Origin of the sequence: Anatilimnocola aquadivae, assembly GCF_049819085.1 — a bacterium.
In the GTDB taxonomy this organism is placed as follows: domain Bacteria; phylum Planctomycetota; class Planctomycetia; order Pirellulales; family Pirellulaceae; genus Anatilimnocola.
This window is the reverse complement of sequence record NZ_CP187419.1, coordinates 960,849-979,786: the sequence shown is the minus strand read 5'-3', so window position 1 is coordinate 979,786 and position 18,938 is coordinate 960,849. Positions and strand designations below refer to the sequence as shown.

Here is an 18,938-nt window from a genome sequence, read left to right as displayed (position 1 = left end):
GGGCTTACTGTTTCGGTTCAGGCTTGTCGCTGGATTTGCTGTTTGTCGCTGGTGGCGGCGAGCGCAAGGCGTTCTCAATTCGCCGGCTGAGGATCATAAAGCGCTCGGCTCCCACAATCGTTCGCAGTTCCTTCTGCAGCCGATGATGGCTAGCGAGCAACTTCTTTTGCAGGTCGACAATTTCGTCCTGCAGTTTCTCCACCTGGGGTTCATCGAGCTTGTACTCGGCATAGCAACGCGTCAACTTCTCTTGCGAGGTGGCCAGTTCCGCCTTGAGTGTTTGTTGCTCGGCTTGTGTCCGTTGCACCAGCGCCCGGACTTGCGCCAGTTGCTCGGGCGACAGCGGTGGCGGCTCGCGCGGTGCCTCGGGTGCGGCAGCGAGCAATGAAAGGAGTAGTGAAATAATCATGGATTTGCTTCCAAACGGCGAAGGGCTCGCAGGGCAAACTCTTGCTGACGATCGAGCACACTTAAGGAGATGACCGGAGGTGGTGCAAACAGCGATTCGAGTTCCGCGGTCTGCAAACTGGCGACGGCACTGACTGGCGTGCGACTGGGCGGCCAGTTTCGCACGCCAATCAAGGTGGCGATGGCGGTGAGCACAACTGCCGAGCGAACCAGCATGTGGCGCAGCGCCCGCGCGCGAATCCGCTGACGGGTGCGAGGTTCCAGATTCGCGGACATGGTCACTGGCGCGCTAGCGACCAAGGCAGACCGCAACCTGATATCGAGCTGTTCATCTTCGTTCATGGCGACTCATCGACTGCTTGATCCAGGAAAACTCTGTTCACAGACCCCACCGGTTTGTGAATGCCCCCTGCCTGAGCGACCGCCCTAACAACCGCCGCACCAGGCCCATGCGCGCAGGCAACTTTGCTCCGCTTTCGACATTCACTTCTCATCCTTCCAAATCATCCGCAGCTTGGTTCGCAAGCGGCTGAGTCGCATCTTCAAGGCATCGCGCGTCGTGCCGAGCACTTCGGCAATATCTGCCAAACTCTGTTCTTCAAAGTAGTGCCAGTGAACCAAGGCTCGGTCCTCAGCCGGCAGTTGTGCCAGTATCGCTTTCACTCGCTGGGCGAGATCCGTTTGCCGATCGAGCGTCGCGAACTTCTCCGCAGGATCATCGCTCGCATTACTCGTCAGGTTGGCATCGTCGTCGAGTTCCCAAAACCGCCACCAGCGCCGGCGAGCGCGATGGTGGTCGAGAACGACTCGCCAGGCCACGCGCTGGATCCAAGTTCGGGCACCTTCACCTCGCCAACTGCTGCAGCGAGACCAGATCGAGGCAAGTGCATCGGTCGTGGCGTCCTCGGCCCGGGCTTGGTCGTTCAGCACCCGCATCGCGAGCTGGAAAATGCGTGCTTGATAGGCCTGCACCAACTGCGTGAGTGCCCGGTCGTCTCCCTGCTGGCAGCGGCGAAGCAAATCGTCATCGTTCAAGCTTCGCCTCGCCTCCGAAAAACAAACCGCTGTTGAATAGACGTTGGCCGACGACCGGTGGTAACGGGTACAGCCAGAAAATGTCGTTCAGGCGTCAGCATATCCGTCAGCTGGGGCCGAAAACGAGCCGAAAAATCAGCAGAACCGGTTCCCAGCGGGTTGAATGTTCAGAAAATCTTACACGGCGAAAAGTTCGGATTAGGATAGAGGAAGACTGCCGACGTACGTCCACCGGAGATCCACATCATGAAAATGCTGTCTCGCTTGATCCTCTGCTGCGCCTGTTGCCTGTTGGCTGCCACCGCTGCCGCGCAAAATCCCAAAGCACCGGCCAACAAGAATCCCCAACCATCGCCCACTCCCAACAACCCCGGGCAAGTTGTCCCGCCCGGTCAGTTTGGTCAGCCCTTCAATCCGAACGGTGGAGGGGGCAACGCCGCTGCGATGCGCGAAACCATCATGAAGAAATTCGATCGCGATGGCGACGGCAAGCTGAATGCTCAAGAACAAATTGCTGCGACCCGCGCCATGCAAGAGCGCGGCATTCGCACTCCCGGCGTTCCGAACCTGGTTGGTCCCGGCAACAACGCGGGTCCGCAATCGGGGCCCGGCGTCGGTCAGGCTCCCGCTCAAGCGCCAGCCCCCAAACTTAACAAGCGAGAAGAACTGCTGCTGAAGCGGTTCGATAAAGACGGCGATGGCAAGCTCAGCGCTGAAGAAAAAGCAGCTGCCCGCGCCGAACTCGGCCAGAAGAACAAGGCCGAGAAGAAGTAACCTGTCGGTCGCAGTCTGCATCGCAAACCATCGAGCCTCGGTAATGAATCCATTGCCGGGGCTTATTTTTTCGCCTGTCGCGCCAGCGGCAAATCTCGAAACACGCAGGTACCAGCGGGGTTGGATGAGAAGGAACAGCGGTAGTGCTGACAATCTTATCTATTGGACGGGAGCGAGAGGCATGAAGATTCTGACTGCGTTGATGTTCGGCTGTTGTGCGTTGCTGGCAACGAGCCTGCTGGCCGAAGAAGGCAAAGGCCCAGCGGGTAAAGGTCCCCAAGGGAAAGGTGGTCGCCCTGGAGCCAAGCGCGGTCCCGGTGGCCCTGGTGGCGAAGCCATGCGAGCCGAAATGCTGAAGCGTTTCGACAAAGACGGCGATGGCCAATTGAACGAAGAGGAAAAAGCCGCTGCCATTGCGGCGATGAAGGAACGAGGCGGCAGGCCAGGCGGCCCCGGCGGTCCAGGAGCCAAGCGCGGCCCAGGTGGTCCCGGTGGCGGTAACTTCGCCGAGCTGATGAAAAAGTTCGACAAGGACGGCGACGGCAAACTGAGTGACGAAGAAAAAGCCGCTGCCCGCGAAGCCATGCCCAAGGGTGGCCCTGGTCGTCGCCCAGGCGGTGCTGGTGGCAAGGGTGAGAAGAAACCCGAGTAACAGCATTCATTCGAACAACCTCTCCCCCAGGCCCAAGCTGTCTCACGATCGCTTGGGCCTGACTTGTTCTTGGCCGCAAACTTCGTCTTGCGAGCAGGGCGCTGATACAATCGCCGCAGAGCTTCGCCATTGGAACTTCTGCCCTGGAGACTGCTGATGCTCCACGATTCTTCCCGCCGTGCGTTTCTGCAGTCGTCCGCTGCGTTGCTGGCGGCAACCGCTGCCTCGCCGCTGTTGTCGGCAGAGAAGAAAGTGCCGCTCGTCGATACGCACGTCCATTGTTTTGCGGGAACGAAGGACGAACGATTTCCGTATCACAAGCACGCCCCGTACAAACCGGAGGACGTTGCTTCTCCCGAGAATCTGCTGGCGGCGATGGACGCAGCGGGTGTCAACTACGCGGTGATCGTGCATCCCGAGCCCTATCAGGATGACCACCGCTACCTGGAACACGTGCTCGGAGTGGGCGGCAAACGGCTGAAGGCCACGGCGCTCGTGTTTGCCGAACAGCCCCAGTCGGTGGCTCAGTTGCCCACTCTCGCAAAACGCATGGCCATCGCTGCGGTGCGCGTGCATGCTTACGCACCTGAGCGCTTGCCTCCGTTCGGCAAACCAGAATTGAAGCAGCTTTGGAAACTCGCTGGCGATTTGGGTCTGGCGGTGCAACTGCATCTCGAACCTCGTTACGCGCCGCAGTTCACTCCGCTGATCAAAGAATTCTCTACAGTGCCGGTGATCATCGACCACCTCGGTCGCCCGCTGCAAGGCACGCCGGCAGAGCACGAAGTCGTTGTGAAATGGGCCGATCACAAAAATACCATCATGAAAATCAGCTCGCTGCCGGCGACGCGCATGTATCCGCATCGCGACTTGCAACCGGTCATCCATCAGCTATTCGACGCCTACGGCAGTGACAGGCTGATCTACGGTGGCGGTTTCGATGGCTCACCGAAGCCCGACAGCTATCAAGGGGCTTTCGCCCGCGCACGAGGTTACTTTGCTGATCGCACCGCTGAGGATACCAACAAGATCTTTGGCCTAAATGCCCTGAAGCTGTTTCGCTTTGATGCCTAGCGGTCGCCCGTAACGAGCCTTGCCCACTAGCTGCGCGCCGTACAATAGCAAAACACTCTCCGCCTCGGTTTCTTCCTTTGCAATCTATGAACTGAAGCCGCAATGACAGCAAAACGCCCCGGCGGAATCATCCACACCTACCAAAAGTTCGATCCGGTTAATTTTCCCAGTCCCACGCAGCCGCCGCCGGATCTGGTCTCGCCCGCGTTTGAGCACATGTTGCAGTACGGCAATATGCGCCGGCTCACCGACGAGGAACTTGCGCGGGCCGTGCGACTCGATCCCAGCCAGATTGCGGGGCTGGGGCCCAGCCTCGACGCACTGATGGCAATGCTGCTCGAGCGGAAGCGAAAGATTCTGGCCAAGTACGAGACCGATACTGTCCAGCAGCGAGCCGGCAAGGATTTTCGCAAGTCAGCCGACAAGATCAATCCGCCCGAAGCTTTGCAGAAATCGTTTCGCCGCGCCGTGAAGGAAGAACAGCTCCGCGATCTCGAAATGCTCTGGTACGCGGCCGGCGACGATCGTTCGAAGTTCGCCCACTCGCTGGTCAACCTGATCGAACTGCTCGGGCAGAAGTACCAGGTCGATGAACTGGCTTCCAAGTATCAGTTCACCGGTCAAACGCCTCTGACGGTTGAGGAAGCGTTGCAAGTCAAAGAAGAGCTGGAGAAGATCGATCGCCTGCTGAAGCAACTCGAAGAGGCACAGGCCACTGCACAGATCGGCATCATCGAACTCGATCTACTCGAGCACTTCACCGAGCCGGGCGATATGGAAAAACTGGCCGAGTTGCAGCAGATGGTCGAGAACATGGTCCGCGAAATGGCCGAACGGCAAGGCCTCGAACGCGATGGTGACGGCTTTCGCCTCACACCGAAGGCGTATCGCCTGTTTCAAGGCAAGCTGCTCGAAAAGATCTTCAGCAACCTGCTCGACAGCAAAACAGGCCGTCATCCCAATGCCGTACAAGGCGAAGGGGCGGTCGAACTGCAAACGACCAAGCCATTTGAGTTCGGCGATTCGCTCACGCAGATGGATATTCCGCAGTCGTTTGTGAATGCACTGCTGCGCACGGGCGGCGGCTTGCCGATTCAACTGAAGCAGGAAGACATCGTCATCCACAAGACCCGCAACACGCCCAAATGCGCAACCTGCGTCATCATGGACATGAGCGGCAGCATGCGGCACGACGGTCAGTACATGAACGTCAAACGCATGGGCCTTGCTCTCGAAGGGCTCATTCGTCGCGAGTACCCGGGCGACTTTCTGCAGTTCATCGAGATGGCGACGTTCGCGCGGCCAGTTCCGCCCGGCAAAGTGGTCGAACTGATGCCCAAGCCCGTCACGCTATTCGATCCCGTCGTTCGCTTGAAGGTCGACATGACGCGCGATGACGTCGCCGAGCATCGCATTCCGCCCCACTTCACGAACATTCAACGCTCGCTGCAGATGGCGCGGCAATTCCTCACCAATCAAGACACGCCCAATCGCCAAGTCATCCTCATCACCGATGGTCTGCCCACGGCTCACTACACCGGCGATTGGCTCTACTTGCTCTATCCGCCGGATCCGTTGACGGAAGCGGCGACCATGCGCGAGGGGATGCTCTGCAGCCGCGAAGGGATCACGATCAACCTGTTTCTCATTCCCAGTTGGTCACAGTCGGAAGAAGACATTCGCTTTGCCTATCGGCTGGCGGAAAGCACCAAGGGGCGCGTCTTCTTCACCGCCGGCAAAGATCTCGACCGCTACGTCATCTGGGACTACGTGAATCGCAAGCGGGACATCGTGGCGTAAAGCGATGACGGTGAAAGTCGCGACGCGTACAGCTGCAAACTCGGGTGACTGTGTTTGGACTCAAACACAGCAGGGTTACGCCGAGTCGGCGACCAAGCGAGGCTGCCAGGCTGGGGTCTTCAATTGATTGAACGCCTTGGGCAGGCGAGCGGCCGGCGAATTGGCCGTGGCATGCCCCAGCGAGTTCTTCAGTTGGGCGACCTGACCGGGCTCGAGTTGGACAGTCGACTGTGTAAACCAGCCCACCCCTTCGCCGTACGACTGCTGACGCAGCTCGAGGCGGCTCCCCTCGGACTTTTGCACCAGGACAACAATCAGACGTTCCTTATCCGACTGCGCTGGGATGGCGCTCAGAATCGTTTCGGAGGATTGCATAGCAGTGGTGGGAAAGGTGGGCGGGTTCAGGGCTTAAAGCAGTTTCCAGCGTGCTGAGACGCTTGCAGTTGATTTTGAGATTCGGTCTCAGCTACGACTTATTCTAAGAGTCGCCGGTCCAGTGTCAATCTGATTGTGCGGATTTTTCGCCTCCACGGCCGGTGATGTCCAGCCTGGACCAGCGGTTGAGACGATGTCGGTTACCCCAATTCGTCGCCAAAAGTAGACGTGAGCTCGCCAATGATGAGTTGGACTGCCGACCAAGTCTGCCTTCGAATGCCGAGCTCTACGCAGTCTCTTGCCACTGCGTTTTACGAACGCACGTGCCGCACTGGCTTTGATGTTCCTGGTTTCGCAACGGTGAACCTGGGTAAGAATCTGAACTCAACGGGCTTTCGCAGGCTGATGGTCGAGTTGAAAGCAGCGATGGCCATGATCCATGAGTCTGCAACCGGACAGTCGCTGCATTACCAGTCAGTCGCCCGATTTGATCAACAGATCAGTACGAAGCTCCATCGCGATGGTGGCCCAGCAGAGTGTTTTCTCATGCTCGGATATGAACCCAGCGAAGTTGCTTCAGAATTGCACCTTGCTGACTACAGCCTTTGCGCGTTTGACTTGGGAATCACGCCGCAGGAATTCCTGGCGAGACACAATCCTATGTTTAACGCGGGAGCAGCGCTACTACAGCCCTATACGACTCGCGCACCCTGTTTTCAGAGCGATGCTTATCAGATTGTCTGCATCAACAATTCCTCTTCAACACACTCAGACGATCGACCAAAGTGGCAGGGCGTACTTCACACGGCAACGATCCTGACTCCCGATGACACCAAGCGACGAGTCATTAACTCGACGATGATTGTGCCCTCACCACTAGGCACGCAAGAAGTGATAACTGCCTCGCAGTTACAAGACTTCATCACGACTCAGCAAGTGCGACGCCAGGGCTACGACAAGCGTCATCTGCACGACGACGAATAGCCTGCGTTACAGCTTGGCAATCGCCTCAAAATCCTGTTTCAGCGACTGATACAGCCTTTGATAGATCGGAAAGCCACGGTCGTAGACGGGAATGGCTTTCTTGTCGGCTGGCGTGCGGCTGACGACGCGGATGTTCGCCGCGCAAGCTTCCTGGATGTTCTTGTAAGCGCCGGCACCCACGGCGGCGAGCAGGGCGACGCCGTAAGCAGGACCTTGCTCGGCGTTGATGGTGACCACTTCCTGACCAAAGACATCGGCCTGGATCTGTCGCCACAGCGGGCTCTTGGCGCCGCCGCCCGAGGCACGAATCTGCTTCACGGGAACTTTCATCTCGGCGAGGATCGCCAAGCTGTCTCGCAGCGAGTAAGCGACGCCCTCCATGATCGAACGGCTCAAATGCCCGCGGCCATGCGAGAGCGTGAGACCAATGAACGAGCCTCGCGCGTTGGGATCGGCGTGTGGGGTACGTTCGCCGGAAAGATACGGCAGGAAGAAGAGCCCCTGGCTGCCAGCGGCGACCTTGGCCGCTTCGGCGTTGATGATGTCGTAGCAATCGGCAGGCTTCTTGGCGGCCTCTTTGCACAGCTGCTCGACGAACCATTGCAGCGATCCAGCGGCCGAGAGCGTGACTCCCATCATGTGCCACTTGCCTCGTACCGCGTGGCAGAAGGTATGCAGGCGACCTTGCGGATCGACTTGCATCTGATCGCTATGGACGAACATCACCCCGCTGGTGCCAAGCGAGTTCGAAAGAATACCACCTTCGACGACGCCCGTACCGACCGCATTCGCCGCACAGTCACCGGCACCGCCAACCACCACGCAATCGGTCGTCAGGCCCAATTCTTTCGCTGCTTCGCTGGTGAGCTTCCCGGTCACTTCTTCCGACTCGTAAACCTTGCCGAGCAATGAAGCATCGAGTTCGAGCTTTTCGAGCAGCTTGGTGCTCCAGTTTCGCTTGGCAACATCGAGCAGCAACATGCCGCTGGCATCGCTGACTTCGGTCGCATACTCGCCCGTCAAGCGGCGACGAATGTCGTCCTTGGGGAGCAACACTTTCACGGTCTTGGCGAAGTTCTTCGGCTCGTGATTTCGCAGCCAGAGAATCTTCGGCGCAGTGAAGCCGGTGAGAGCTGGATTGGCGACAAGCTGAATCAGTTTCTTGCGGCCGCCGGCTCGCTGTTCGATTTCTGCGCATTCGGCAGCCGTGCGCTGATCGTTCCACAGCAGCGCCGGACGAACCACCTTGTGATTCTTATCGAGGAACACGCTGCCGTGCATTTGCCCCGAGAGCCCGATCGCTTTGATATCGGCGGGCTTCAGCTTGGCCTTCTTCACGGCTGCTCGCACGGTGGCGATTGTCGCTTGCCACCAGTCTTCCGGATTCTGTTCGCTCCACAGGGGCTTGGGCATTGAGAGAGGGTAACCCTGCGAGGCTTCGGCGAGGATCTTGCCGTCTGCGCTCACGACGAGTGTCTTGGTGCCCGAGGTGCCGATATCGATGCCGAGAAAATGACTCATGAGAGGAATCGTCCGTCGCTGAATTCGAGGCTGGAAATCAGGCGGGATTGTAGCTCGCTGCGGCTTCAACAGCCAGAACTGGCCTGCTATCTTCGAGCAGATGAACGAACCACAAGATTTGCCGCTGCAGCGCAGCCTGGAACTGATGAACGTCGGCGATACCGGCCTGCTCGTCGTCGACATGCAGGAAAAGCTCCTCAAGCTCATCGCTGGCCACGAGCGAGTGACTTGGAATTGCCGCCGGCTCATTGACGGCGCAAAGCTGCTCGGCGTGCCGGTCGCCGGAACCGAGCAGTATCCGCAAGGGCTCGGCCCGACGACTTCGGTCCTTGCCGAGCGCATTGGACCCATGCCCGCGAAGAAGATATTCAGCTCGCGCGAATGCGCCGAGATCTTTTATCGCTGGCGAGATGCGGGCATCTACAAGGTGCTGGTGTGCGGCATCGAAGCGCACGTCTGCGTACAGCAAACGGTGCTCGATCTCCTCAGCGAAGGCTTTCGCACTTACGTCGCCGTCGATGCCATCGGCTCGCGCGCCACGCTCGATGCCGAAATCGCCATTCGCCGCCTGGATGCCAGCGGCGCTACGCTCACCACCACTGAAGCGGCTCTGTTTGAATGGTGCGAAACGGCTGCGAATCCACAGTTCAAGGTGATCAGTGCGTTGGTGAAGGAAGTCGGGCCGTAGGCTGACCCTTGGCCATTGCTACTCAGTAGGCAGGCGGTCGAAGAACTGCTGCGAGCGGCGAAGGAGGTCGTGGTTGTCGGTGGCCTCGATCTCTTCGCCCATCAGTTCGACTTCATAGAAGCCGTGGTAACCGGCGGCGTTCAGTTGCTCGGTGATGGCATGAAGCGGGAGCACACCTTCGCCGAGTGGTGTGCGATTGGGCTCGAGTTGCGGAGCCTGGCGGGCATCGGCCAGTTGCACCAGTGTGAGCTTGGGGGCGAGTTCGGGAATGCGAGCCAGTGTCTGCTCGTCTTGTCCCCAGTAGTACAAATCGAGAACGGCCCGCAGGTAATCGCTGTTGACGTCTTTGATCAGGCCGAGCGTTTCGTTCCAGTCGTGCAGAAAGGTCCAGTCGGTGCCCACTTCTCGCGGCATTGGTTCGAGGGCCAGACAGACCTGCAACGCCTCAGCGAGCGGCAGCAGTTGATCGATGGCCGTGCGCAGCAAGCGGCGGGCGTGCTTGTGAGTGTGGATACCCCGCGAGCCGCTGTGCAGGATCAAGCTCGGGGCACCCAGGGCATGAGCCAGTTTGATGGCCTCGCAAGCGTCGTCGATGCTCTCATCGTGGGTACCACCTTCGCTGCCGGTGAAGCCGCCGGCCCATTGCAGGCTGCTGGCGCGCAGGCCGCGATGTAGCAACAACTCGACACCGCGGTCGGCACCAAAGTCCGTCAGCTTTTGTCGCCAGATGCCCAGGGCGGTAATGCCGGCTGCCTGATAGTGCTCGATGTCTTCTTCGAACGACCAGCGGAACGTCGTGATTTCGCTCACGGCGAGTCGAGAAAGTTCTCGGCCGTGAAGTTCCAATCCGCGCATGTCCGAAGCTCGTTTTGATGCGCGGTGGACCGCGTGGGCGAAGAGGTTTTCTGGGGGCGAAGGGCAAGTATGAAGAAAGTCAGCGAGGCTGTAAAGGAAGAGAACGAGATTGCAGATTGAAGATGGCAAATTGCAAAATGAAAGCATGGCAGTGCTGGCAACGCTGCTGAAATCTGCTGTCGTGCCGATCGTTCTGAATAGGCAATCTGCCATCTTCAATCTGCAATTCCCGCTGCCACGTTTCTAGGCACACTAGCTCAGACCTTGTGCCACCCAATTGGGCAAAGCTGGCTGTTGCGGGTTGGCGCGGATCTGCCGAATTTTCGTTGCTGCTTGTGGTGCAAGGGTTTAGGTGCGGCGTGCCGCGACGGGGACTTGCAGCTGGCATACAGGTTGCTAAACAGGGGGTTCATCGGAAGGCGGCCGGAGAGAACTTGTTTTCCCGGCGGATTGTAATCTTGCTTGGGAGCTACACGCACATGATGGTGAAGATTGAGGCGATTGTTCGGCATCACCGCTTGGATGAAATCAAGAATGCCCTGGTCACGGCTGGTTTTCACGGCCTGACGGTCACGGAAGTACGCGGTTTCGGCCGCCAAAAGGGGCAGAAAGAAACGTACCGCGGAGCTGAGTACAAGATCGACTTCATTCCCAAGCTCAAGATTGAATTGGTCGTTCCTTCTGAGTCGGCCGACAAGGCCATCAGCTCGATCGTGAAGACCGCTCAGACCGGCCAAATTGGCGACGGCAAGATCTTCGTTTCGGAAATCAAAGAAGCCATCCGCATCCGCACCGGTGAAACCGGCGGTACGGCCCTTTAATAATCCTGTTTACTCGTCCTGATAGTTCCGCGTAAGGATGCCCTTCGTCATGGTTTCTTCGTGCTCCGATTCCGTGCTGCTCGATTCCGATCGTAGCCTGCAATTACGGATCATCTCTCACCTCGCTCAAAGCCATCATCAGGCTTTGCGGCGTCTGGCTGTGGACGTGCACGAAGGACTCGTGACGCTGCGTGGCAATGTTCGCTGGTTCTACGAGAAGCAGCTGGCGATTCAATCGTGCCAGGCACAAGGTGCCCGGCAATTGATCGACGCCGTCGAAGTTTCCATCAGCTAGTTCATTGCTGTAATCGCTAGCAGCGTTTAGTTTTCCCGAGCCCCACACGATAGGGGCTCGCAATCCGAACTCGCAGCGTTTACAGTTTGCCGAATGATAACTCCGGTCGGTCGCATGCAATGACGCGTGGAACGACCTTTGGGCATGGAGTGGCCCGATCAAGAGTTGGATTGGTTCTGATACCGGAGTAAACGAAGGGCGGCCTCAACAGCCGCCTTTTGTTTTTCTTGCCTCAGGTTAGTCAATCTGCACATCGCCCAGCCAACCTCCATACGCGATGCACTTCCGCTGAGCACCCAACGCTTCTGCTTGTTCGAGACTCTCGCAGAGGTAAACCAACTGCTCGCATTCCGGGCAATGACGAATCGCTTCGTCCTTGGTCAGCGAAAGCGATTCCCAGGTACGCGGGCAGCGAAAGCGAAACGCCAACTCACAGCCATCGATGTAGTCGCACTGCGAGTAGTGTCGATCGATTGCCTGTAGGATTGCCTGCCGCTCAGCGGGAATGAACTGAACCTGCATCTTCAGGATGAAGCGCAGCTTCTCGAAGTTGGCAGCCGCAAAGCCCGGTTCGTCTGGGCAATAAAGCGTGATCGAAGCCTTGTCTGCTGCGGCGGGTAGCACGCAGCATTCTCGTGCCACGCTTTCGGGCACGAGTTCGATGATGCTCGGCGAGATCGAGGGAATTGAATCGTCCGCTGACATCGCTCCCCTCTCCCGCTACTTCTTCAAAAAGTCCCACGGGTTTTGGGGGTCGGCCTTCGGCGGATCATCGGTCTCTGGCGGCTTGGTCTCGGCGGGCGATTCCACTTCCAGGTCGAGCGCTTCGAGCATGTCGTCAAAGTCGTCAGCCTGAGCGGCCTTCATCGTCGGAGCTTCGTGAAGCGACACATGCTCGTCGAGCACGATCTCGTCCATGGCTTCGTCAGCCGGCTCCTCCGCTGGTTCGTCGCCTTGCTTGCCCCACATCTTGGTGGGATCGAATACAACCGTCTCGCGGGCGGTGAACTCGCTCGCCTCGACGATTTCCTCGTCGGCGGCGACGGGCTCCGCTGCTGCTGGTTCTTCGAGCGAGATCTGCATCGGCTCTTCCACCAGCGAGGCTTCCTCCAGTGGAACCTCCTCTAGTGGAACATCGTCGAGCGGAACTTCGTCCAAGTGTTCGAGCAGCAACTCTTCTTCGACAACTTCGCCGGCCACTACGGGCTCTGCGTCCCACGACGATTCAAGTTGCACCTCGTCGCCCACCGCCAAAGGCTCATCGCCGAGCGACAGCGGCTCGTGTTGGGTCGGGTCATCGTGAGCGGGGTCACCCGTATGCACGATGGGCACTTCATTCTCTTCCGGAGCCAGATCGAGCTTCCATTGCGGGTCGAGCGACAGTTCTTCGTCCAGGGCAATCTGGTCGTCTTCGGTCTGAGGCTGCGTCGGCACGAAGTGCGGCAGGGGCAAGTGTACTTCCGGCGACATTGAGCCGGAGTGAATCGCCGAGTGTTCTGTTTCGGCCTGGTCCATATCGATCGTCGGCTCGATCCGCTCTTCAAAGCTGCCCGCATGCAGCGGGGCTGTGGCCAACGAAGCGAGCGAACCTGCAGCGGCGCCGCCGATCGGCAAACCCATGCCGCCCGAAGACGGGAAGTCGCCCAGCTTGGGACCGGCCACCGAATCGAACGTGTCTCCCTCTTCGGGAAAGCCACCAGCCATCGCGACGGGTGCGGCCATCGAAGCGGCCGTCAGCGACGCTTCCATCTCGGCCCGCCGCATGACGACTTTGTCCATTGGCACGGCGGGGAAGATCGCTTCGGTATTCCCTTGCAGCACTTGGGTGCCCAGGTCCACCGCTTGTTCTTCGCTCCAGCCACGATCCTGCACAAACTTCTCGGCCAGCACCTTGGCCAGGCATCGCTTGTACATCGCAAACTTCGGCAGCGCGAACTCCAGCTTGTACATGTCGCTGTAGTAGCCAATCTGCTTGGTCCGCGGCACGGCTTCCAGGCGCGCACCCAGGTCGTGCTCGATGAACGTCGGCGTGTTCGAGTACCACCAATGTCCGCTGGTGATCACGTTCGGGAAGATCCAGGCGTAGCTGGTCAATTCCTGATTCGTCACACTCGCGAGCACCGACAGCGGAAACTTCACGCCCGGGAACGCGTTGAAAACGTCCTTGTATTGATGCAGCGAAACGCGGCTATCGTACAAGTCGCGACCTTGATGCACACCGGCCGGATACACGGCGCGGTTCACGCCAATCATCAGGTCGAACGGCAGGCCGTAGTCGGCACAGTATTCACACAACGTCCAAAACACGAAGTTGGCAATCGCCTTCTTGTGCGAGTCGGCACAATCGACGCCCGACTGCTCAATCGCTTCCAGGGCCGAAGCGGCTCGCCCGCTCGAGATTTTCTGCGGAGCAAAGTCCGGCGGCAACGAGATGGCGCAGGCCCGAGCCCCCTTCGTAATGAAGTGGTCGAACAGCGTGCCGATGGCTTGCCGCAGTGCTTCGGGCGAACTGGTGCGAATGCCCGAGAACCGCTCCAGTCGATCGCGAACCGTCCCCTTGGCCAGGTGAAAGACGAGGTCGTCGGTCCGCAGGCAGGGAATGTAGGTATTGGTATCGAACCCTTCGAGCGGGTCGTCGAATTCGTTGGTCAGAAACACGGCCGACAGCTTGCTGGTCTTCAGCACGCTCTCGGGCCAATCGCTGTACGACATCTTCTGCTCGGCATCGTCGTACAGCTGGCTCCAGTTGCTCGAGTCGATGCTGTTCCCCTGAAAGCCGAACAGCTTTTGGGCCATCTCGACAAACCAGCTCCACTGAATCGTATTGCTGATCGAACCCAGGTTGTCGATCAGCAGGCCGACCTTGTCTTTGGGGGACAGCGACGGGTCTTCGATGGCCGCCTGAGGCAAGCCGGCCGAGTGGGCCAGCTCGGTGTAATAGTGGTAACCGAGGATATCGGCCAGCGTGTGCGACGCCGGATCGAGCGGATTGATATGCGTATGGGGATCGACGATCACCAGGGAATCGAGTTGGTCGAAAATCCGGCGACGAAGTTCAAGCGACATGCGTTAGGCTCGGCTGCGGCGGCTCTGAAGAGGGTACGACAAGTGAAGTTCTACCTATACCACACCGCCCGGGTGATTGTTAGTGTTTCCGCCCTGGCGCAGGCGAAATGTTCACTGCCCCCCGCAGCATTTCAGTTGCTTCCGCCCCCCGCGCGAATTAAGCGCGCCCTCGCCGCCCGCTGTTCTCCCCATATCCTAACTCCCTCTCCTCGGTACTCCGGGGAGAGGGTTGGGGTGAGGGGCCTGAACTGCCCAACCGCCCTCCTTGCCAACCCCTCCGCCCTTCTCTTTGACAACCACTTTTGATAACTTTTTCGCGACTTTTTGCGCGATAACCACTCTCCCGAACCCTCAATCCTTCATCACCTTACGCCACCCAATCACCAAATTCCGCCGTTTTGCTGATAACCACTTTTCGCCCCCCGTTTCGCTCCTCCGAACCGTAGTCATCTCGCTCCGCCGAGATGAAAACCGTCACCAATTCGCTCCGCGACTGAAGCGCGCAGCAACAATACCTCCTATCTCATTAACCACCGTTCTCCCCATTCCCTGTCCTGCCTCCCTCTCCTCGGTACACGTGGTACCCCACAACGTGACAGTGAGAGGGCTGCGTTGAGGGGCCTGAACTGCCCATCCACCAACCCTCCTCTATAACCCTTCCGCCACCCCTCTTTGATAACCACTTTTGATAACTTTTTCGCGACTTTTTTCGCGATAACCACTCTCCCGAACCCTCAATCCTTCATCACCTTACGCCAACCAATCACCAAATTTCGTCGTTTTGCTGATAACCACTTTTCACCCTCCCATCTCGCTCCTCCGAACCGTAGTCATCTCGCTCCGTCGAGATGAAAACCATCGCCAACTCGCCCCCCTCGCACCGTAGTCATCTCGCTCCGCCGAGATGAAAATCCCCACGACCAACCGTCGCCCCTCCACTTGCGCACTCCCAGTCCGCAAGCTCACCTGGCTCCTCCCCGACCATCCTTCCCCCGCCTCGGCCCTCGACCGCACTCCTCTCCATCCGCGCGCGGCGCCAGCCCGCCGATTCCCGCTGCTGTAACACCGAGCTCGCCTGCCATCGCCGCACCGAAATTTTATTCAGTACTTTGTCGCTACATCGTGACTTTTTGTCAATCAGATTCTGCCTGATTCCCACGCCCCCAGATGCCACCCCAAGCGTCAGGCTGCCGCACCCGTCTAACCCCCGCGCTCGCGCCGCCGAACTGCCACCAGCCCGAACTCACCGTTCAGCGGCCACCAGCGACCCACCTAACCAACCGCGGCCAGCCGGACAGCCATCACTGCCCACCCTCGCCAGCCCCAACGTGCGCTCAATACCTGCTCCCACTGCAGGTCTGGGACTGCTTAGTCAGTGGAGCAGTGCGTGGCGGCAATTGCAGCCGAGCTAAGGTTCATCGACTGCTTGATTGCCGCTGCTTCCTGTATTTCAAGCGTCGATTATCGAAAGCTGGAAGTGTGCCTTCGAGGATATCAACCACGGCTTGATTGATACGGCTGTTCTCAATTGAACCGGAAAAGAAATCAAAATCGTGTCGGCCGTTCTTCTTGTCGATGGCCACGTGAATGATCTGTTCAGCATCAGCCACGACGGCAAGATTCGGATTGTGAGTTACCAGTATGATTTGCCGCCTCTTCTTTGCCTCCTTAATGAAGGTCACTAGAATTTCGTAAATGCTCTTATTGTCCAGGTTGTCCTCAGGCTGATCTATGACAAGAGGGGTCTCCTGCCGATCTAGCATGAGATAAAATACCAACAAAAGTCCGCCACGCTCGCCCGGCGATAGCTCGCTGAGATCTTTCTGGTCAACCTTCAGGTCATACTTAGTGTCCAGGTAGTCAAATCCGAATAAATAGTCATACAGATCCTGAACTGACTTCATTCCTTTCATCTGTTTGAAGACATCTCGGGACAGGTTTTTAGACGCATTTTCCTCACGTCGATCAAAATGGAGTGCATCAACGACACTGGCAAGGGCGGAAAAGACTTCATGTTCATTTTCCCAATCGGATACCGAATCGATAATCCCGCTGAGAATGGCTTGGCCATCTTGCTGCCCATGGAAGCTACCCCGAGCGCCCTGATTAATAAATCTTGCGAATTCCTCGAAAAACAGTGGGTCGAGCCGAAGCCCGGCGTCTATCGAGATATCGTAGTCGCCCAGATTATGGCGACACTTAGCGATTTCGCTGTCGATCGACACTTTGACGGTGTTGTAGAACTGCGTAAGACCCTGCTTCTTGCGAAAAAGCTCTTTGCTAATCTCCTCGCGATTGGCGCGAGCATGAATTAAAGCCTGCGGATAAGCAGCATCGATGCTGTTGAGTTCTCTTTCTAGCCCCATGAGAGTTTGGATGCCGTCATCCCCTTCCGCTCCTCGTAGCTGGACTTCTCTGTCCGACCATGATTTGAACTGAGTGAGATACTCCTGATACTCGCGCGCAGGTTTACTCAGTCGTTCGACAATTTCTGCCTTTCGCTCTTCCAGGTTTGCTTTCTGGCATATGACACTTGCGGCGATCGCGGCATCACGCAACTCTTCGGCGCCGGGATCGCTGTAGAAATCAATAATCTCATCCTTCGAGCGAAGTAGAGCCTCGACCTCGTCCAGTCTTTGCGACTTCACTTTGAGCAGGCTATCTAATACGGCGTAGTCTACGTTTACTTTGACGACCTGATTGAAGGTCAATCCCACAGTAGCCAAAGTCACCTCGTGCTGAGTCTCCAACGCGCTCAATGACGCCACCTCGCGTTCGATGGCCTGTTTCAACTGGCCAATATCTTCTGTGATCCGAGTCGTATCAACCTGTTCAGCCTCAAGCTTCTTGATTGTAAACTCAATATCAGCAACCGTTTCGCCTATTTGTACGATTTCCTTCGTCTCATCGGTGGAACCTTCAGGAGCAGGTTCGGGACTCAGCTTCGCTGGCGGACACACCTTCGAATGGGCAGTCAGCTCTTCTCGTTTGAGCTTAAGTAATTGCTCAACTTCCCGTCGATAGTCGGCAGTTAATTTCTTTTCAATGGAGACGACTTTGTCATTGGCCTCACGAAGATTTTGTTTTTTGTCAACAATATCGGCCTCAGACTGGTGAGTGAGATGTTTGATCAGCTCATCGAGATTGGTCTTATTGTGGCGATCCTTCTCTTTGACGTAGCGGAAGATGACTTCATTCAATGTCACCCGAAACTCGTCGTCAGAGATATTCGCGCAGATTCGCTCTAAATACTTCTGTGGTAAGTACTCGACCTTCTCCGGTAAATGCCTAGCGATTAGATCGTCAAGCAACTTTTCGTCGGGATCGCCGCCATACCAATTCAGTGTCCCTCGGAAATTCTTGGCGCAGCCGCCTTTAAGAAACTTGTCTTTATTCAGAAACGAGAATAGATCCTCTGCCTTCCCGCCAGACAGATTCCGAGACGTCTGGTTGTGACTGTTTCCTAGCAAGCCGATGATGTCAGTAATCGCACTCTTGCCGCTGCCCTTGTTGCCAATGATCGCAACAAGCTCCTTCCCAAGGGGTATCGTTTCATCGCAAAACCATGCGCCATGTTGTTGACTATCCGCGTAGCCATCGACGCAGTTTACCTGGAGCGATTCGATATACCATGTTTTACGCAATCGCACTCGCTGTACAATTTCAGGCTCCGCCCCGATAAACACGCGGTTACGCGGCTCGAAGATGATCTGCTTGAGTCCTTCAAATGTTAGATCTGCTTTTATCCAAGTTGGTTCCCGCACAGTGCCGTTTGCACCCGATGCGACCTGCCCGAGAAATGCATCAAGATCGGCGAACGAGTGTGCGTCTGAAGCGGAAAGCACAGGCTTGGGTTGCGTGTGACAAGACTTGTCTTCTGCACGATCTGTGCTGAGAAAATATTGGACGTTACCAGAATTGCCAAAAAAAGCGTCGCTCAGCTTATCAAGCTCATCCGTTATCAGTTCCTTTCGCAGCTTCCCTCGTTCGGGGCGAATTCCGTCATTATTCGCAGCCGTAATGATCAGCACACAATCTAGGAGGTCTTTGTCTCTGCCATAGGTTTCCAGTAATGCTTCCTGGATGTATGCGCGCGTGGTCGTCGCTGAACCGAATTCCGCCGCAGTCCTAAGTTCATTAGCTCTTACGGGACGGCCTTCCCCGTCCGTCTTATTTGTCTTTAAGCAGCTGAGGAACAAGCGGATTTTGTCTGCATGATCTGGATGGAATGAGTTGAAAAGGAGATGAATGTTGACTTCTTCCTGCTTTCGATTCACGACGTCGTTTGTGCGAAGTTCAATGTTTGGAAATAATGGCTTGAAGGAATCCGGATAACGCTTCTGGTACTGCTCCTTTGCAGCGAAGTACGCATCCGCAGAGAAGTAGTCAGCAATGCCGAAGGCCTGGACGTCGGAATCGTGTAGCTTTCGGCAGTATTCTTCCCAAATGTCGCCACCGCCCGTTGGCTTGAAACTATCGGCCTGCTTCGTGCCTGGCGCATGAAGATGGAGGTCCCACTTTCGCCATTCTGACCCTCTTGGAAACGTTGCGGTCATTGCAACAAATGCCTTATCGAAAATGCGCAAACTC

18 protein-coding genes are annotated in these 18,938 nt (G+C 57.2%); 9 read left to right on the top strand and 9 right to left on the bottom strand.

Annotated elements, in window-relative coordinates; genetic code table 11:
- Positions 1-4 precede the first annotated feature (4 nt).
- The 3 genes from NA78x_RS03870 to NA78x_RS03860 all read right to left on the bottom strand — a co-directional run bounded on the left by NA78x_RS03870 (position 5) and on the right by NA78x_RS03860 (position 1,443).
- Positions 5-409 (bottom strand): hypothetical protein, encoded by a 405-nt coding sequence (locus tag NA78x_RS03870; protein ID WP_425617104.1) that lies wholly within the window; start codon positions 407-409, stop codon positions 5-7.
- The gene (locus tag NA78x_RS03865; RefSeq protein ID WP_425617103.1) at positions 406-750 is read right to left on the bottom strand and encodes a hypothetical protein; all 345 of its coding nucleotides are present in this window, start codon (positions 748-750) and stop codon (positions 406-408) included. The genes NA78x_RS03870 and NA78x_RS03865 overlap by 4 nt, the downstream gene beginning before the upstream one ends.
- A 141-nt stretch (positions 751-891) precedes the next feature.
- Positions 892-1,443 carry an RNA polymerase sigma factor gene (locus NA78x_RS03860; protein WP_425617102.1) on the bottom strand — a complete coding sequence of 184 codons (552 nt, stop codon included), beginning with the start codon at positions 1,441-1,443 and terminating at the stop codon, positions 892-894.
- A 246-nt stretch (positions 1,444-1,689) separates the two neighbouring features.
- On the opposite strand from NA78x_RS03860, the gene NA78x_RS03855 reads away from it, so the two are divergent.
- From NA78x_RS03855 to NA78x_RS03840, 4 genes are all read left to right on the top strand, one after another.
- Positions 1,690-2,217: a hypothetical protein gene (locus NA78x_RS03855; protein ID WP_425617101.1), complete on the top strand. Its 528-nt coding sequence runs from the start codon at positions 1,690-1,692 to the stop codon at positions 2,215-2,217.
- A 181-nt stretch (positions 2,218-2,398) separates the two neighbouring features.
- A complete protein-coding gene (locus NA78x_RS03850) occupies positions 2,399-2,869 on the top strand; it encodes a hypothetical protein (protein ID WP_425617100.1) in 471 nt (156 codons plus the stop codon).
- Between the two features lie 156 nt (positions 2,870-3,025).
- Positions 3,026-3,943 (top strand): amidohydrolase family protein, encoded by a 918-nt coding sequence (locus NA78x_RS03845; RefSeq protein ID WP_425617099.1) that lies wholly within the window; start codon positions 3,026-3,028, stop codon positions 3,941-3,943.
- 102 nt (positions 3,944-4,045) lie between these two features.
- Complete coding sequence (locus NA78x_RS03840) at positions 4,046-5,743, top strand: hypothetical protein (RefSeq protein WP_425617098.1); 1,698 nt, start codon at positions 4,046-4,048, stop codon at positions 5,741-5,743.
- A 75-nt stretch (positions 5,744-5,818) separates the two neighbouring features.
- On the opposite strand, the gene NA78x_RS03835 is transcribed toward NA78x_RS03840, so the two are convergent.
- Positions 5,819-6,118, bottom strand: a complete 300-nt coding sequence (locus NA78x_RS03835; protein WP_425617097.1) for a hypothetical protein — start codon at positions 6,116-6,118, stop codon at positions 5,819-5,821.
- A 276-nt stretch (positions 6,119-6,394) separates the two neighbouring features.
- On the opposite strand from NA78x_RS03835, the gene NA78x_RS03830 reads away from it, so the two are divergent.
- Positions 6,395-7,102 (top strand): hypothetical protein, encoded by a 708-nt coding sequence (locus tag NA78x_RS03830; RefSeq protein WP_425617096.1) that lies wholly within the window; start codon positions 6,395-6,397, stop codon positions 7,100-7,102.
- A gap of 6 nt (positions 7,103-7,108) precedes the next feature.
- Here NA78x_RS03830 and xylB read toward each other — a convergent pair whose 3' ends face one another.
- Positions 7,109-8,623: a xylulokinase gene (gene xylB / locus NA78x_RS03825; protein ID WP_425617095.1), complete on the bottom strand. Its 1,515-nt coding sequence runs from the start codon at positions 8,621-8,623 to the stop codon at positions 7,109-7,111.
- A gap of 100 nt (positions 8,624-8,723) precedes the next feature.
- Between xylB and NA78x_RS03820 the strand changes: the two genes are divergently transcribed.
- A complete protein-coding gene (locus tag NA78x_RS03820; protein ID WP_425617094.1) occupies positions 8,724-9,311 on the top strand; it encodes an isochorismatase family protein in 588 nt (195 codons plus the stop codon).
- A gap of 18 nt (positions 9,312-9,329) precedes the next feature.
- On the opposite strand, the gene NA78x_RS03815 is transcribed toward NA78x_RS03820, so the two are convergent.
- On the bottom strand, positions 9,330-10,166 hold the full coding sequence (locus tag NA78x_RS03815; protein WP_425617093.1) for a sugar phosphate isomerase/epimerase family protein: 837 nt from the start codon (positions 10,164-10,166) through the stop codon (positions 9,330-9,332).
- 109 nt (positions 10,167-10,275) lie between these two features.
- Between NA78x_RS03815 and NA78x_RS03810 the strand changes: the two genes are divergently transcribed.
- The 3 genes from NA78x_RS03810 to NA78x_RS03800 all read left to right on the top strand — a co-directional run bounded on the left by NA78x_RS03810 (position 10,276) and on the right by NA78x_RS03800 (position 11,282).
- A complete protein-coding gene (locus NA78x_RS03810) occupies positions 10,276-10,413 on the top strand; it encodes a hypothetical protein (RefSeq protein ID WP_425617092.1) in 138 nt (45 codons plus the stop codon).
- A gap of 235 nt (positions 10,414-10,648) precedes the next feature.
- The gene (locus tag NA78x_RS03805; RefSeq protein ID WP_145100368.1) at positions 10,649-10,987 is read left to right on the top strand and encodes a P-II family nitrogen regulator; all 339 of its coding nucleotides are present in this window, start codon (positions 10,649-10,651) and stop codon (positions 10,985-10,987) included.
- A gap of 49 nt (positions 10,988-11,036) precedes the next feature.
- Positions 11,037-11,282 (top strand): BON domain-containing protein, encoded by a 246-nt coding sequence (locus tag NA78x_RS03800; RefSeq protein WP_425617091.1) that lies wholly within the window; start codon positions 11,037-11,039, stop codon positions 11,280-11,282.
- Between the two features lie 237 nt (positions 11,283-11,519).
- Here the strand turns inward: NA78x_RS03800 and NA78x_RS03795 are convergent, their stop codons facing one another.
- From NA78x_RS03795 to NA78x_RS03785, 3 genes are all read right to left on the bottom strand, one after another.
- Positions 11,520-11,987 (bottom strand): hypothetical protein, encoded by a 468-nt coding sequence (locus NA78x_RS03795; protein WP_425617090.1) that lies wholly within the window; start codon positions 11,985-11,987, stop codon positions 11,520-11,522.
- Positions 11,988-12,002: 15 nt separating this feature from the next.
- Positions 12,003-14,348, bottom strand: a complete 2,346-nt coding sequence (locus NA78x_RS03790; RefSeq protein WP_425617089.1) for a hypothetical protein — start codon at positions 14,346-14,348, stop codon at positions 12,003-12,005.
- Positions 14,349-15,763: 1,415 nt separating this feature from the next.
- The gene (locus tag NA78x_RS03785) at positions 15,764-18,904 is read right to left on the bottom strand and encodes a TrlF family AAA-like ATPase (protein ID WP_425617088.1); all 3,141 of its coding nucleotides are present in this window, start codon (positions 18,902-18,904) and stop codon (positions 15,764-15,766) included.
- Positions 18,905-18,938 lie beyond the last annotated feature (34 nt).

Excerpts from the sequence above, each read along its gene's own strand:
- NA78x_RS03870 (WP_425617104.1), bottom strand. The coding sequence starts at position 409 with ATGATTATTTCACTACTCCTTTCATTGCTCGCTGCCGCACCCGAGGCA.
- NA78x_RS03865 (WP_425617103.1), bottom strand. The coding sequence starts at position 750 with ATGAACGAAGATGAACAGCTCGATATCAGGTTGCGGTCTGCCTTGGTC.
- NA78x_RS03855 (WP_425617101.1), top strand. The coding sequence starts at position 1,690 with ATGAAAATGCTGTCTCGCTTGATCCTCTGCTGCGCCTGTTGCCTGTTG.
- NA78x_RS03850 (WP_425617100.1), top strand. The coding sequence starts at position 2,399 with ATGAAGATTCTGACTGCGTTGATGTTCGGCTGTTGTGCGTTGCTGGCA.
- NA78x_RS03845 (WP_425617099.1), top strand. The coding sequence starts at position 3,026 with ATGCTCCACGATTCTTCCCGCCGTGCGTTTCTGCAGTCGTCCGCTGCG.
- NA78x_RS03840 (WP_425617098.1), top strand. The coding sequence starts at position 4,046 with ATGACAGCAAAACGCCCCGGCGGAATCATCCACACCTACCAAAAGTTC.
- NA78x_RS03835 (WP_425617097.1), bottom strand. The coding sequence starts at position 6,118 with ATGCAATCCTCCGAAACGATTCTGAGCGCCATCCCAGCGCAGTCGGAT.
- NA78x_RS03830 (WP_425617096.1), top strand. The coding sequence starts at position 6,395 with ATGCCGAGCTCTACGCAGTCTCTTGCCACTGCGTTTTACGAACGCACG.
- xylB (WP_425617095.1), bottom strand. The coding sequence starts at position 8,623 with ATGAGTCATTTTCTCGGCATCGATATCGGCACCTCGGGCACCAAGACA.
- NA78x_RS03820 (WP_425617094.1), top strand. The coding sequence starts at position 8,724 with ATGAACGAACCACAAGATTTGCCGCTGCAGCGCAGCCTGGAACTGATG.
- NA78x_RS03815 (WP_425617093.1), bottom strand. The coding sequence starts at position 10,166 with ATGCGCGGATTGGAACTTCACGGCCGAGAACTTTCTCGACTCGCCGTG.
- NA78x_RS03805 (WP_145100368.1), top strand. The coding sequence starts at position 10,649 with ATGGTGAAGATTGAGGCGATTGTTCGGCATCACCGCTTGGATGAAATC.
- NA78x_RS03800 (WP_425617091.1), top strand. The coding sequence starts at position 11,037 with ATGGTTTCTTCGTGCTCCGATTCCGTGCTGCTCGATTCCGATCGTAGC.
- NA78x_RS03795 (WP_425617090.1), bottom strand. The coding sequence starts at position 11,987 with ATGTCAGCGGACGATTCAATTCCCTCGATCTCGCCGAGCATCATCGAA.
- NA78x_RS03790 (WP_425617089.1), bottom strand. The coding sequence starts at position 14,348 with ATGTCGCTTGAACTTCGTCGCCGGATTTTCGACCAACTCGATTCCCTG.
- NA78x_RS03785 (WP_425617088.1), bottom strand. The coding sequence starts at position 18,904 with ATGACCGCAACGTTTCCAAGAGGGTCAGAATGGCGAAAGTGGGACCTC.